This is a genomic window from Vibrio sp. B172a, assembly GCF_030248355.1.
GTDB classification, from domain to species: domain Bacteria; phylum Pseudomonadota; class Gammaproteobacteria; order Enterobacterales; family Vibrionaceae; genus Vibrio; species Vibrio owensii.
This window is the reverse complement of the sequence record NZ_JAHGAC010000052.1, coordinates 1-14,918: the sequence shown is the minus strand read 5'-3', so window position 1 is coordinate 14,918 and position 14,918 is coordinate 1. Positions and strand designations below refer to the sequence as shown.

General features: G+C 38.2%; 14 protein-coding genes and 2 pseudogenes. 11 read left to right on the top strand and 5 right to left on the bottom strand.

Features of this window, described 5'->3' with window-relative positions; translation table 11 throughout:
* Nucleotides 1-240 precede the first annotated feature (240 nt).
* On the bottom strand, nt 241-528 hold the full coding sequence (locus tag KIT90_RS27620; protein WP_285379756.1) for a hypothetical protein: 288 nt from the start codon (nt 526-528) through the stop codon (nt 241-243).
* A gap of 549 nt (nt 529-1,077) precedes the next feature.
* On the opposite strand from KIT90_RS27620, the gene KIT90_RS27615 reads away from it, so the two are divergent.
* From KIT90_RS27615 to KIT90_RS27605, 3 genes are all read left to right on the top strand, one after another.
* The gene (locus KIT90_RS27615; protein ID WP_021018379.1) at nt 1,078-1,323 is read left to right on the top strand and encodes a prevent-host-death protein; all 246 of its coding nucleotides are present in this window, start codon (nt 1,078-1,080) and stop codon (nt 1,321-1,323) included.
* A 10-nt stretch (nt 1,324-1,333) separates the two neighbouring features.
* On the top strand, nt 1,334-1,672 hold the full coding sequence (locus tag KIT90_RS27610; protein WP_285379755.1) for a type II toxin-antitoxin system RelE/ParE family toxin: 339 nt from the start codon (nt 1,334-1,336) through the stop codon (nt 1,670-1,672).
* Nucleotides 1,673-2,842: 1,170 nt separating this feature from the next.
* Nucleotides 2,843-3,019 (top strand): hypothetical protein, encoded by a 177-nt coding sequence (locus KIT90_RS27605; RefSeq protein WP_285379753.1) that lies wholly within the window; start codon nt 2,843-2,845, stop codon nt 3,017-3,019.
* 58 nt (nt 3,020-3,077) lie between these two features.
* Here KIT90_RS27605 and KIT90_RS27600 read toward each other — a convergent pair whose 3' ends face one another.
* The 3 genes from KIT90_RS27600 to KIT90_RS27590 form a co-directional block, all read right to left on the bottom strand.
* Nucleotides 3,078-3,257: a zinc ribbon domain-containing protein gene (locus KIT90_RS27600; RefSeq protein WP_285379751.1), complete on the bottom strand. Its 180-nt coding sequence runs from the start codon at nt 3,255-3,257 to the stop codon at nt 3,078-3,080.
* 93 nt (nt 3,258-3,350) lie between these two features.
* Complete coding sequence (locus KIT90_RS27595; RefSeq protein WP_285379749.1) at nt 3,351-3,548, bottom strand: transposase; 198 nt, start codon at nt 3,546-3,548, stop codon at nt 3,351-3,353.
* Nucleotides 3,549-4,347: 799 nt separating this feature from the next.
* Entirely contained in the window at nt 4,348-5,280 is a 933-nt protein-coding gene (locus KIT90_RS27590; protein ID WP_285379748.1) for a M23 family metallopeptidase, read from the bottom strand.
* 1,089 nt (nt 5,281-6,369) lie between these two features.
* Here KIT90_RS27590 and KIT90_RS27585 point away from each other — a divergent pair.
* The 3 genes from KIT90_RS27585 to KIT90_RS27575 all read left to right on the top strand — a co-directional run bounded on the left by KIT90_RS27585 (nt 6,370) and on the right by KIT90_RS27575 (nt 10,632).
* Nucleotides 6,370-7,446, top strand: a complete 1,077-nt coding sequence (locus tag KIT90_RS27585; RefSeq protein ID WP_285379746.1) for a replication initiation protein — start codon at nt 6,370-6,372, stop codon at nt 7,444-7,446.
* A gap of 904 nt (nt 7,447-8,350) precedes the next feature.
* The gene (locus KIT90_RS27580; protein WP_285379744.1) at nt 8,351-9,544 is read left to right on the top strand and encodes a ParA family protein; all 1,194 of its coding nucleotides are present in this window, start codon (nt 8,351-8,353) and stop codon (nt 9,542-9,544) included.
* A 5-nt stretch (nt 9,545-9,549) separates the two neighbouring features.
* Nucleotides 9,550-10,632, top strand: a complete 1,083-nt coding sequence (locus KIT90_RS27575; protein WP_285379742.1) for a ParB family protein — start codon at nt 9,550-9,552, stop codon at nt 10,630-10,632.
* A 155-nt stretch (nt 10,633-10,787) separates the two neighbouring features.
* On the opposite strand, the pseudogene tnpA reads toward KIT90_RS27575, so the two are convergent.
* Nucleotides 10,788-11,152: pseudogene (gene tnpA, locus KIT90_RS27570) on the bottom strand (IS200/IS605 family transposase).
* Between the two features lie 91 nt (nt 11,153-11,243).
* On the opposite strand from tnpA, the gene KIT90_RS27970 reads away from it, so the two are divergent.
* The 5 genes and pseudogenes from KIT90_RS27970 (at nt 11,244) to KIT90_RS27555 (ending at nt 14,833) form a co-directional block, all read left to right on the top strand.
* Entirely contained in the window at nt 11,244-11,396 is a 153-nt protein-coding gene (locus tag KIT90_RS27970; protein ID WP_373417714.1) for a helix-turn-helix domain-containing protein, read from the top strand.
* 454 nt (nt 11,397-11,850) lie between these two features.
* Nucleotides 11,851-13,095 carry an aminotransferase class I/II-fold pyridoxal phosphate-dependent enzyme gene (locus KIT90_RS27565; protein WP_285379740.1) on the top strand — a complete coding sequence of 415 codons (1,245 nt, stop codon included), beginning with the start codon at nt 11,851-11,853 and terminating at the stop codon, nt 13,093-13,095.
* Nucleotides 13,096-13,559: 464 nt separating this feature from the next.
* Nucleotides 13,560-13,946, top strand: a complete 387-nt coding sequence (locus KIT90_RS27560) for a transposase (RefSeq protein ID WP_285379738.1) — start codon at nt 13,560-13,562, stop codon at nt 13,944-13,946.
* A gap of 97 nt (nt 13,947-14,043) precedes the next feature.
* A pseudogene (locus KIT90_RS27965) lies at nt 14,044-14,217 on the top strand (zinc ribbon domain-containing protein); the annotation flags it as partial.
* Nucleotides 14,218-14,584: 367 nt separating this feature from the next.
* Nucleotides 14,585-14,833, top strand: coding sequence for an ANR family transcriptional regulator (locus tag KIT90_RS27555; RefSeq protein WP_285379736.1), 249 nt, complete (start codon nt 14,585-14,587; stop codon nt 14,831-14,833).
* Nucleotides 14,834-14,918 lie beyond the last annotated feature (85 nt).

The following is a 14,918-nucleotide window of genomic DNA, read 5'->3' as shown; positions in this document are numbered from 1 at the left end:
AAAGACAAGCAATGAATGAGTAGTTACGCACATTAAATCCAGTTTTAGAGAAGCCCGAACAATTCAAAGCAAGTCATACCAAGTAACCCACTACCCTTGATTCTTTTCTCCCAAAGGGGACATTTCTATTTGGGAGAAAAGAGGACATTTTAAAATGGGATTGACAAAAAATGGTGTTGCAACAACTTTAAAATGTAACACGGTGATGCAAGTTAGAAATGTCTCATAAGGAATCTCAAATTATTCTTCAAACTCAACCTCTTCACTTGAAACTAAAGGTACGATACATCCTATAAAACCTTGTAGTTCTAACTTAGGTATTTCTGCTTCTGTCTCGCTTCCATCATCAACAAATAACTGCTCAACCTCTGCTTTTCCATCTTTTATCATGAGCTCCATGCTAATAGAGTAATTCCCGTCTGGAAGCTGATGCACTTCAGCACAATTGATTATTTTAGGGGACGTTTGTTCGGCGTATACAACAGGTGAAGATAAAAGCGCTGTTAAAACAAAAACTAATGATTTCATAAACAATTTCCATACTAAGTGAGGACTATTCTCACTTAATGTGTGACTGTTCAAAACACACACAAGTTCATTCTTCTTATGTATTTTCGTGACTGTGCCCAACCTACCCTGATGCATGAATGTGACCATTTAAGCTTGCACTGACATGTAAACGATAGTGCTTTACCATAGATTAAAAACCTGGTCTGAGGGAGGGAGTAGGAAACAGCCGTTTCTACCGCGCCCAAAAGCTTCGCCAGTATTCGATGAACAATCGAATGTATTATTGCTCGATAATAGACTTTCGATTAGCTCGCGCTGTGCTTATCTAGTTATTCAGATGAATGCCCTCGTCCTCATTAGGCAAGGGTTTACGGTGAAATCTCTTAACATCACTCACAAGTCTAAATTTAGCCTAAATTTGACCATTACAGGCATAAAGGTTATATTGATAGTACAGAAGATATTCACTCTTCTGAACAGGTGTTGATGCTTGCTGGGAAAATAAAATAAAAAACCCATAACAGTATAGCTGATACGAAAATCATCGTGAGATATGAGCATGAAGGTATGAGAACAGAGACTGTAAGTTTTTTGAAAAAACACGCAGCTGATCTTCCTTTAGATGATGCGATGACCATAACACAGAACGGCAAGCCGATTTATGTTGTGGAGTCATACGAAGAACGCCAAAGACGAGATCAGGCTATTGCTTTAATGAAACTGGTAAGTTTTGGACGTGAAGATATGACTGCTGGACGAACAACCAGTTCAGACAAATTTAAGGAGAGATTGGCGGCTCGAAAATCCAAATAAGAAGGGCTTAATGAGCACCAATACTGTATACACCGAAGCATTTGAAAATATGGTAGACGACCAAATCAATTACTTATCACTCTGGAGTGAAGAGGATGTTGTGGTCGAGAGGATTGAAACCCTTGTAGAGAAGTTTGAGAGTAATATTACTGATAATCCAGAACTTTACCCTCCTTGCCACGAGTTAACGACTCTTGGCATATACAATATTCGCCAATTCAGCTTTGATGGTTTCAAATTACTCTATGAATATCATGACCACATTGACACCGCCGCAGCTCTCGTGTTGGTACGTGATAGGCAAGACCTACAATCGATGTTGGTTGACTATTGCTTAATCCACAAATAACGATCAGAAAACAAAAGACCGCTCGATAGCGGTTTTTTTTTGCCTACGGTTAAACAGCGTTAAGCATCAAGCGAAAGAGATAATGGTTATGACCAAAGAATGAGTCTTTGACGCTCTGCCTATTTTTGGTATGACCAAACCTTGAGGTTTTCGTCAACAACTGAGCCTTATTAACCGTGCCAATGAAAATGTACTTCATGTTTCCACTTGGCTTACGCGCACATAGTTGTTAGAAATTCAATGTCATGTGGTTTTCCCCTTTAAGTATCCGGAGCCATAGTGCTGAGACTCGCCCTAAAAGGGTAAGCGTTCAACTGGAAAGTAAAGCAAGTTGACGACAATTCAGATACCAAGAAGTCAAGGAACACACGTTTTAACTCATCGAGACTAACCACAGGGTAAAAGTGCAAGTCTTTCATCTTGAATCCCGCTTTTGCCAACTCTACCGAAGTGATATCGCTATCGTTTACAATCTTGAAACCTTTGGATTTTTTAAAAGTCAGAACCAAAACGAAATTGATATGAGTGAAAGGAGCGACACTGTGCCAAAACCGCAACCATAAATAACAAATTGATACTTACCAAAACCCCAAGCTTCATCCATAAATCTTGGGGCTTGATAATCACTTCCCTCTTACAAAGCGAAGCAATGTCCTAGTTGTTTATAAGACCATTTGAAATGAAAGCTGCCGGAGCAGCACAGCAAGTGAATCACAAACACGAATAAGATTCGCCACTTATAATGTCATTTTCCGCCACTGCTTTGCACTTTTAAAATATTGATCATTTATTAGTTTGCTTTTTGATTCAATAAACGATAAATCAACGCAGTTAAAAAAACATACGAGGCAATAAATGCCAAAAGATAAAGATGATTAGGTTTATTTCGCCATCGAGCAGTCCATGCTCATGATTGAAAAAAAAAAAAGCACCTTGTGAAGCAGAGAACCGTTTTGCCCAGATAGAACACAAAAAACGCATGGATGACTATTTATATCAAAAGGGACTAGAGAAGAGGATGAGAGATATTGTTCTCTATGTACATCCATTTGTTCACTCAGAAAGACATAACAAAGAATGAAAAGACTTAGCCTAGTTCTGATAAGCACACTGTTACTTGGGTGCTCATCTTCAAAAGACGCAACTAAGACACCCAAAACGGTGCAAATTATGATTGTAGCGAAAGAACGCGGCATGCTTCGCTTAACCTATCTCGACCATAATATCTTGAAAACAATTTATCAGGACGGGGATATTTGCTCATACGATACAGATAAGGCGAAGATTGAAGAACGAGAAAAAGACGAGACCTACCTTTACCCCAACAGTTTTTGTACAACAGATTAATCTTTTTGAAACCATCATGTGAATACCGAGACAAGAGTTAAACTACCACCACTAATACTTATGTTGCTAGCAGTAACCCTTCGATGTGGATATTGTTAGCGGCATTCAAATCGCTGTCGTTTACAGAACCGCAATCGCATCGCCATTCACGAATAGCAAGCGACCATTTACCTTGATACGAAACGCCACAACAAGCACACAACTTAGAGCTTGGGAACCACTGGTCAATCTTAGACACGGTTCGACTATACCAAGCAGCTTTGTATTCAAGCGGCCTGACGATTTCGCCAAAGTTTGTATCACTAATTGCTTTTGCTAGCTTTTTGTTTTTCTACATGTTTTTAACTGGCAATGACTCGGTACAGATCTCTTGGTTTTCGTTTATCTGTTTCGCTGTCATTTTATGCGTGAAATCAACACGGCAATGTGCAATCTTCTCATGGATCTTTGTCACGATGAGGCGTTGTATATTGAAATTATTAGAACCTTTCACTTTCTTTGAAAGTTTACGTTGCGCTTTAGCAAGCATCGTACTGCTTGATGTATTTGGGATTGTTTAACACCACACCATCCGAACAAGCAGCGAGTGATTTGATACAAACGTCTACACCAACGGTCTAGATAGTTTGACTGTCAATGTTTTTTTCATCTTAGCTAAGTTGATCTGTTTTGTCTCACTTTGCAATTGAGTCGAATGGCAGAAAGATAGCTAACCCAAGAAGTGAAAAACGCGCTAAGAGAACTCAATGTCGCGAGCAACGTCACCAATCCAGAAAAGCCAAAGGCAGTTCCAATCGAGCGAAAGCACAATTACACGTAGAAAACGCCATGGGAAAGCAGCTAATGCTCGCGTTGATTTTTAACACTAACTCTCCAATTGAAATCTGTAAACATCATGAAAAACCGTAAACTAATAAAACATATAGCAGCTGTCTCATGGCATAGCTTTATCGTTAAGTTGGTCTACAAACTGAAAGGGCGATGTAAGCACCTAATCAAACTCGATCAGTGGTATGCAAGCTCTAAAACTGGCCATTGTTGCGGTCATAAAATGGAAGAAATGCCTTTGAGGTTCGCAAATGGAATTATCCGTCTTGAGAAACTGCAGATATCGTTAGTGACTTACTTAATGCCGCCGGGACGGTCATCTCTACTAATGGACGTTGCTCGATACTATCGAGCAACGTCTAAGGAAATAAGTATCGGCCGAATTGGGGCGGTGAGTCGTCACGAATATAATCTTCATCCTTCCGGTCGCTTCGCGAATTCAGTCATGAAACAACAATCATTTCATTAAACAAAGTGGGGAGTAGCTTTTAGTGTTAAATTTAACCTCTGCTTTTTTCTTCATTCGGAACTGTATCGGAGACGGTAATAATGTTATCCGTCCAATCATTAGAAAAACGCTTTTGCTGCTCAATATTTTTTGCAACTATACGAATAAGCTCCGTCCACTTAACTATCTTTTCGTTTTCAAATGGTGATGATAAATCTTGCGCAGACCAATCCATCAGATTCTTAGGGTCGAGTAACTGGCCTAAAAAACGCACTTCATAGTGAAGGTGGGGGCCCGTAGAATTTCCCGAATTCCCACAGGTTGCAATTTCATCCCCTTTTCGGACAAACTCCCCACTACGTACCTTAAATTTTGAGAGGTGGGCGTAGGATGTAGTAAAACCATAACCATGGCGCACAGTCAAAAAATTTCCAAATCCTCTCTTATTTGAACGGGTAGTTTCTACAACCCCATCAGCTGGAGAAATAATAGGATCGCCAATTCTGCATACCAGGTCGATACCTTTATGCAGTTTTCTAACTCCTAATATCGGGTGATTACGCTCACCATATAAAGAGGAGATTCTTTGAAATTTTGTAGGACTTCCATTAGGAATGGCTTGTATTAATGAATGTTTGATTAATACGTCTAGCTCTAATTGGTTAATTTGACCGTCATGACCTTCAACATATGGAATATCTTGAATACGCAAAGAATCTAATGATGCTATTCGGGCACCAAGTTGATCATATTGGGCTGCTTTTATATTTAATTTTTTTGTTAGGTTATCAAGTCGAACCTGATACGTTTGATTTACTTTTTCTAAACTGGCTTTTTCCTGAAGTAAAACAACTTGGTAGGCTTGGTAGGTGGCATGTGACTCTGAAAGTTGTTTATTCGCGTGTTTAAGATTAAATATATAAACACTTCCAACGCAAATTATACTTCCAAAAAAGAAATAGGTGCCCATTTGGCGCCATTGCATTATGTTCTGCACAAAAAACTCTCATTTTATCTTAGTCATAACAACATAATTGTAAGTATCAGTTACTCTTGAATAAAAACACACCAATAACATTCCATCGTTGCAGAGGCTAATTTAAACATCACATTACATTTAGAGAATGATACACATAAGAAACATCAACAATGTTCAGGTTTTTCTCTTACATTTAAGTTGGAAATAACTAATCTATACATAATCCGACTTAAGAGTGGAGAGGATATGTAAACTAGTGGCTGTTTTTGCGTATGCTGTTCAAATTTTCGAGCTATAAAACTCGCCTGACAACACTTTTGCGGCGATATTATGAGTACTAGTAGTAGTTAGTTACTAGCTGTTGGTATAGAAAAGTTTAAGTCGTTTCAATTAAGAAGTTGCAGTACTTTGCCCGCTTCCCTTTCGCGGGCCTTTTTGAAATCTAAGTTGGTTTAACAACATGGAATAACATCAAACTTATCGTTTTATTTCGTCTTTGCATTGTGTTGCGCCATTCTGTTTATAAATAGACGTATGCTAAGCAACCCTGTAGCTTTGATGACGAAAACAGCAAGGATGGTTCAACTAACAAAATCAAAAGAATGCCACTATTGTCAATATTCAGCCTGAATAATCATACCAAACAAATTGCACAAAAGCGGCGCTAGAAAACAACACGACATATCACCCGACAATATATTGATTCATATCAGAATATTCTAACCATTTAATGACGGTTGAATTGGTCAGGTTTTCAGGTTAGTTACCTTGATTCTGCGTGGCGTTTGTGGTGTACCTGATCAAAGCTAGTATGAAAATAAATGACAGTGTCACACGTGTATTTAGTACTAATTTGTTGTACTCATACTTCAACTTTTAACGTGACAATCACTTTCTTACACGTGTCGCGCCGCTAACACAAAAATTCATAATAGAACTCCAATTCATCATATAGCAAAAAATCACTTATCTTTTATGCAATTTAAACAGGTAAATTAGATATCTCATAAATGACATATTTTAGGTGAAGAAGCTTTCTCTTCACCTAAAATATGTCATAATTACCTAGATTATGTCAGTTTAAGGAGTGATGGGATGAGTGATGAAGAATACTTCTACCCTGTAGTAAGTGACAACTTACCTAAGCACATAAAAAAAGGTCATCAGCTCGTATTTAGTCGCCAAGATCTGTCAGCTCGCGAAGCCGATATGTTCGCACTAATGATCGCACACATGAAAGCAAAAGATTGGGAACGTAGTACACCTCATTATGAATTTACATCGCATCAACTATCAGAGTGGTTGGGGGTAGAATCCAAACACATAGGGAGCAACCTTAGTCCCGTTGCTAATCGCCTCGCAAGTAGAAAAATCGGTATTAAAGTCGAGAGCACGAAAGGAGATCTTGAATTCGATTACCGTCCGCTTTTCAAACACATAGCATACAAGAACGGGATCTTAACCATGGTTCCAAACGACATGCTTAAGTCAGAATACATAGAATATAATCAAGGATTTGCTCTCATCAACACACGTAATTTCTTTGATGTTAAAAAAGAATACTCGAAACGCCTCTATGAATTGCTTAGTCGTTTTAAAGATAAGGGATTCGAGATGCATCAACAAAAACTTGATGAACTAAAAGGGGTGTTTGGTCTACTTGATGAGGCAGGAAAACTCAAAAAGGATAAAAGTTCTTTTAAAAACAACAGCGTGTTTATGAAACGTTGTATTCGCGAAAGTATCAAAGAACTAACAGATCACCCTCAAATCAGAAAAGAGCTTTTGTTCCTAGAAGGAGAAAATGGGGAAAAAGGGTTTGAGGTGATAAAGAAAGGCAGAACCATCACTGGCATCAAGTTCATGTTCCGCTGGATAAAACTAGGAACGATAGAAGAGCTAAATCAACACGATGCGTTAAAAACAATACGAAAACTAGAACTCAAACGCTTGCAGGACAGTGTAATGCTGACAGAGGCTGAGCTAGAAGCTTTAGCAATAGCGTACCGCTATATAGGTAAAGAGCAACATGCACTGAAAGTTGAAGAGAGCTTGTCAAAACGGCACCTCGCTCGCGCTACAGAGATAGATAACGGGCAACAAGATGAGATCGATTCCCTCCTTAATAAAATCGACACGTTATCTGAAATTAGCAATAACCCCGACTATTAAAGACAACAATTAGGTGTTCTCACCCTAAAGCTGACAAAAATCAGGTCACACAGAATGAACTAAGACATATTTAAGGTATAGAAAAGGAAATCTTACCTAAAATATGTCTTATATTGGGCAAGAAAAATGCAATTGACCCTGTCGAATCTCTAAAATGTGAATGGCACACCTAAGATTTGTCATTTTACAGGTTTAACACCTAAGATTTGTCATTCTTTCACCTTAAAAACGATCATCAACACCTAAATAATGTAATGAATCTACCTATCAAATGATCATTAAAACCTAATAAAAGATCATCAACACCTAAAAAGTGTTATTTATACACCTGAATAATGATCTTTTGCTAAGTTATTCTTTTTGTTTTTCAAGTACTTAAAAGCCTTATAGATCTTTTAGTTTTTATAGTAGTTATAGTTTTAAATAGAAACTATAGATCTTTATAGCTCATGTGGATAACTGGAAAATCAGAGATTTACACAGTTACCCACAAGAGAAATTTTTTTTCGCTTTTCAATAAAAAAACACACAGTTCCTACGTAAACCGCGACCATTGTCATACTATTCAACCCCTAGTAAAAACATATCGTTTAAGGCTTCCAGTGAAGTCCTAGGTTCCAACTCAACGATAGAAGACTCTTCAGCCAGAATGACGACACGTAAAATACTTTGAATCGACGACATCCACAGATGACGCGATAAGAACTCGTCAAGATCAAAAACGGGAATTGTGATCCTTAAATCTATATGAGAAGAGCGCTAAGCATGAGGTTAAGAACCGTGCTTGTATGTTAAAGATCATATTTATAAGGAAATCACAGTTTTTAAGAGTGTCCCTTACTTTTAACTATACTAACTAAAATTTAAGGGATATACTGTTTTCAATCCCCATTTGGAGACAGAAATGGATACTCAGGAAACTACCACGCGATTTCAGTCACTCAAACTTGGTGCTGATGCCTATATTAAACGTCGTAACCAGCGTCTATTAGCTAATCACCGTAAAGAGCTCCGCAACTTTACACGAGCAGAGGCATCATCATATTTAGGCATCGATGCAAAAACCCTGGATAAGTACGTGACCGCTGCAGAAATTGACCCACGTCGTCACGAGGATTCACAGTGGTCCATCGATCTTAAAGAAATGTACAGTGTTCGTGATCTGTTGCCGGTGACGTTACGCAAGGAACCAAAATTTGAGCGTAGCGAATCTCAATCGACACAAGTTATTGTGATTCAAAATCAGAAGGGTGGAGTAGGGAAAACAGTATCTGCGGCAACAGTCGCGTCGGGTTTAGCTACTGAATTTCACCAAGAGTATCGGGTAGGTTTAATCGATATGGATGGTCAAGCAACTTTATCAATGTACTACGCACCTGAAGCTGATCAAGAAGGTAACCTCTCTGTTGGTGATCTCATAATGCGAAACTTCGATTTAGATCAGAACGAAACGTTCCAACAAGCTGTATCTGAGGCATTTCTCGAAACAACAATACCTAATTTACGGATATTACCTGCGTCACAGAGTGACCGAGCTATCGAAGGTTGGTTTCATGAACAGGTCTTTAGTCAAAAGTTGTTATCTCCTTACTCGATCTTGGCTGAAATTATTGAAGCCGTGAAAAGTGAGTTTGATATCATTATTATTGACACTCCACCTTCATTAGGTTATGCGACCTACAATGCGTATTTTGCCGCTACCAGCGTGGTATTCCCACTTTCCATTACAGAAAACGATATAGATGCGACTTGCTCATACTTTAGTTATATTCCACAAGTTTGGGCATTATTAGCTAATGCTAATCATGATGGGTATGACTTTATGAAAATACTACTGACAAACCATCGAGATAGTTCTACTACTACAGAACTTATGAACAGTCTCTACGATCACTTTGCTCCTTATTTGTACTCAAAAGAGTTCAAACACAGCGAAGCGATTAGACAGGCATCTTCTCTATTATCGACAGTTTTCGACATGTCTAAGAGTGAGTACCCAAAAAGCAAGTCTACTTTTCAAACAGCTCAGCAAAATAGCTACGAAGTAACTAGTCAAATCCAGCGTGACATCCTTAATGTGTGGCGTGAACAGGAGTAAGAATAATGGCGAAAAAAAGAGGTGGTAGTCCCTTGGGGAATGCCCCAGGTTCTATTGAAGCTCAACAATCCGCTGCAAAAGCTAACTTAACCAGCCTAACACAGCAGATAACTGCTGAAATGGAGAAGATTGGAACAAACCCGGCGGAATACCTCCGTGTTCAATTTGGTATAGAATCTATCGGGCCGCACATGAACTGGCAACTTGCGTCTGGTGAAAGTGCTATATTCAACGAAGTGACCTTGTCCTATGAACAAGTTCGTGATGAAACTGTAGTAACTTTCGATGTAAATGGACGCGACCAGTCTTTGCTGACAGCAGAATCTTTGGCTGATTTAAACTCTTTAAAGTTTCAACAATTCTATCCAGCCGTAGGTCGAGAAGTTGATGGCAAAATAGATGTGTTGGATGGTTCTCGTCGGCGTGCTTGGTTCTTGTTACAGAAAGGCAATATTGAGTCATTTCGTATTCTTGTCACCAGAGATGAAATTACTATTAGTGATGCTAAAGCTCTAGCTAAACAACTGCAAACCGCTAAAGAACACAACCTGCGAGAAATTGGTCTGCAGTGTGTTGCTATTAAAGCTACAAATAAAGATATAACGCAAACTGAAATAGCAAAGCAAGTCGGTCTTAGCCAAGCGGGCGTAAGCAAAGCGATGAAAGCGGCAAGTATCGACGAAAAACTTATTAAGTTATTTCCTATAGCAAACGATCTATCACACCCTGATTACTCACTGTTAGATAGAGTAATGAAAATTTGTGACGATAATGAAAAATTGGCCATTTTTGCTGAAATGATAGAACAAAAACTTGTCAACATTCAGGCTGAATATTCGCTTGAAGATCAAAAAGACGCTATTGTTGGCTTGATTAAGAGTGAATTGAAAATCGTTGAAGCTAAGGCTAAGCAAATCAACGATACCACAGAAGTTACTCAGCTCGCATTGTTTAATAGCAAGGGAATGTTTGCTCGCAAGAGAGTAAAGGGACGTAACTTTTCTTACGAGTTTGGACGCTTATCAAAAGAAATTCAGAACAAACTGGACGCTGCTATTAGAGATATTCTCATCGAAAACGAAGGCTAATAGTCTATCTTTGTTACTTGATATTCAATCATTTCGAATATTCTCTCCTATTTATTTTGAAAGAAAGATCTTTTAGTTATTTCGCCTTCTATCCCCGCCCGATGAGGACGAGGATAGAAGGCGTAAGACGCTATCGCGTCTTAATCTAGAGTCGATTAACTCTCTATATATGTTTTTAGTGTTTTAATTGTCGCACCGCCAGCAGAGCAATCAAAGTATGAACGAGACCACAGAGAGGAGCTTTGCTCTACCTTGTAAGGAGGGTGTGTTGTCGTCGTAACGTACGAGATGAAACTGCTTTCAAGTTGTTAACCATTACGCTCATTGAAAGTTTGGGAGGATATGAGAACAGAAAATGAATGTGATCTTGTTCGATATCCATTTCTAACAATCCGCACTCAAGCTTTACATGCGCTGACTCAAATACCTCTCTTAATTGCTCGTTCATAACTCCAAACAACAACTTGCGTCTGTATTACGTAGTCAACACTAAATGAACGATCAACTTGCTCACTCTAATGCCTTTCCTGAGGCAGTCTTGAAGCCAATATTTGTTGTGGCACTCATTTTAATAACCCCATCTAGGTTAGAAATATCCAGGCATTAGATAGGTGAGTGCTGAAGTGTTAAGAGCAACAAAAGTACGCATTTATCCAACGCAAGAACGAGCTGAATTTTTGATGGCTAAATTTGGCGGTGTGCGTATAACAAGGTTTTATCAGATTGCAATCATCACATGTACTGTAAGCATGATGTCACACTGAATCCCAAAAAGGATATAAAACCACTGTTTGTGGTTGCCAAAAAATCACGAAAATATCATCGATTGAAGCAATAGATTCTATGGCTTTGAAGTAGTAAATATTGTTAACTGCTGGTTTTATTTTGTCAAAAATTACATGTTGATGTGATATATGATTCGTCTTTTTTGTTACATTTTTGATGTGTAGGATGTTTTTTTTATTCAACTAAAAACTATAACTATGTATAAAAAGCTATATACACTAATATGCATGTTGTTGATTATTTTCTTTGGGCTAAATCTTTATGATAGAGATCTATGGTCATCAGGAATGTAGTTGGTCTATGTTATTCACGCAGGCTGTAACGTGCTATTGCAAGTGACATCCAAATAATTCTTTAAGTCAATTTATCAACAATCTTAATTTATCAACAATCTTAATTTATTAGTATTGATAATGGTTACAGGTGAATAGAATGAAAGATATGCCTATTGGTTTGTTGAAGCGAAAAATGTACGAACAAGGCTGTTTTGAACTATCTGAAATCACTTCTGAGTATTTAAAAAAACAGAATGAGTTAGAAAAAAATGAAAATTGGTACTACGATGCAACTCTGATTGGTGGCAGCAATCACCGGAGCAAAGTTTTGAACAGCAACACATCTAAGAACATGACGATATGGAGCATAAATCATTACTTAGGACTTAATCGAGACGAACAACTTATTAACGCTGGTATTGAAGCGTTTTCCAAATACGGAACCGGTTCGGGCACCTCTGCTATGTCCGGTGGTCATTGTGAGTTACATAAAGAAATACAACATCGGTTTTCAGAAATCTTTAAAAAAGAAGAGTCACTTTTATATTCAACCGGCTTTACCGCTAATTTAGGCGCTATTTCTGGTTTAATGGGAGGAAGCTGTTCACATAATTTAATTATTATCGACCAAGAATGTCATGCGAGCATAATTGATGGCTGCAAGCTTTCTGGAGCAAAGTTTATAAGGTTTAAGCATAACGATATCAATGACTTATGTAGGAAACTTGAAAAGTATCATGATAAGTACACAAATATAATGGTGGCGATTGAATCAGTTTATTCAATGAGTGGAGATCAAGCTCCCATGAAAGAAATTGCTAAACTGAAGGACAATTATAAGTTCATTCTGTATGTTGACGAGTCTCATTCATTTGGTATGTACGGCGATAACGGGGCTGGCTTGGCAAGTGAACTTGATGTACTAGATAGTGTAGATGTGATTATGACGACTCTTTCTAAATCTTGTGCTTCTGTAGGTGGAATTGTCTCAACATCTAGTCAATATTGTTCATTGTTGCGTTGGTCTTCAAGTTACATATATCAAGCATCGATTCCGCCTCATAGCGCAGCTGTTGTTTTGGAATCCTTAAAGCGAATTAATCAAGGAATAGAAAAAAATATATTAGAAAATAAAGTGAAATACTTTAGACAGCTATTGGTAGAGAAAAATTTCAAAACTGGTGGTTCAGGTGCAATAGTCCCTGTATATGTTGATGATGATAAACTGAAGTTCTTTGAAAAAGAGTTATTTGACAATAATATATATACAGTAGCTATACAATACCCTATCGTTGCATTAGGTATGGCAAGGTTCAGGTTTATTATCAATGCTTCACATACATATGATGAATTAGATAATTTGTTGAATATCTTGTTAAAGATTAGGCGTCGATTTGAATAATTATTTTTAAATAAATTGTTATAATTTCAATTATACAATAAATAGGGAGTTTAAAAAGAGGTATATGGGCTTTAAGATAGATTTACTTATCCTTACAATGCTCTCTTTTTATACTCTCTTATTCATCATTTTCGACGGTTCATTCGTTGAAGCTGTCATCACATGAAGGTAAGGGGGCGTTTTCGAGAAGCTATTTTAGTAGCTCGATGCAGTCGGGGGAGATAAGGCATAAGACGCGATGGCGTCTTAATCTGAAGTTGATTGGCTCTTTACGTAAGAGCCTGATTTTTCGACTTCCGCACCGCCAACTATAATAAAGCTCTACATATAAAGACTCACATGTACAGACGCCACGGTGTATCTCTTAATTCAAAGCTAAAGGCGCGTTACCCGCACGCAGGAAGCAATCAAGCGATCACTGTGTCGGTGTCAAGGTTCTTAATGGTGCTTTAAAATAGTCGAAGATGACGCCGATTGAGGCGAATATTCATCGTGACATTATTGGCAAGACAAAAAGCATCACCGTCAGCCTAAACAAGACGGGCGAGTTTTATGCTTCAATCCTTATCAATGACGGAAAAGACGCTCCCGCACTTGAACACACGGTTAAAACCGTGACAGGCATTGACCTGGGCTTGTTTCATTTTGTCGTTGAATCTAATGACCGAAAGATAGCTAATCCAAGATTTGTACAACGCGTTGAGAAAACGGCTAACGCTCGCGCTGATTTTCAACACCAACTCTCTCGAACTCTCGCTGACGAAAACCAAGCAGTGGTAGTTGAGACATTGAAATCGGCAAACATGATGAAAAACCGCAAACTAGCAAAACACATAGCAGATGCCTCATAGCATAGCTTTGTCGTTAAGTTGGACTACAAAACTAAAAGGGCAAGGTAATTACCCAATAAAGCTCGTTCAGTAGTATGTAAGCTATAAAACTTACCATTGTTGCGGTCATGAAACGGAAGAAATGCCTTTAGAGGTTCGCAAATTGGATTGTCCGTCTAACGGTGCTATAGATATCGATCGCGACTTAAATGCTGCTCTTAATTTCCGTGATAGAGGTATTCTAGAATTAAAGGCGGCTGGACGGTCGTCTCTGCTTATGGAAGTCGCGTAAGTCTCGATACTATCGAGCAACGGCTAATGAAATAAGAAGCATCGCCCAATAGGGTGGTGAATAGTCACGTTATCGAGATATTTTAACCTAGCTGATAAGTAAACTCGGTTCAAATTTAAATACGTAAATATGGCCTGCAATTCAATTTTTTCATTAAACGTATACTAAAATTATTGACAATTTGTTTGCCATGTTTTTTATTGGATTATTATAATAGGTGAAACAATGGATAAACTTTTAAATTTAAGTCATTGTATATAAAGGTAAGAAAAATAGCATCAACACTGAGCATGCTATAAGGAATTGCTATTGGAAGATGTATCACCAATATCGATTACGAACTTGAACCTGAGATTGAGTAGCTAAATTGAGCGAAATAAAGTATAAATATTTAGAGTTAGCAATTAGAGCTGGGCAAGAAGAGCGTCGCAACGATTGGCTGGAAGCTGCAAACTTATGGCTTGGTGCTAGTCAAAGAGCGTATGGTTTGAATCTTGAGTGGACTCAACTTCGGTTTGATTTTTGTTGCATTCGCTACGGTATTCGTCCTGCTACCTTTTCTTCACATTATCTACAGGAGAAGAAAACAGCAAGTCCTTTTGTTTCTCAGGACTAGTCGTGTTTGTCTAGGAATACTGTTACTACTAGTAAATGAACAACACCCACTAAACGCTACGCGTTTTGAAGGCGTTTCAAAAGGA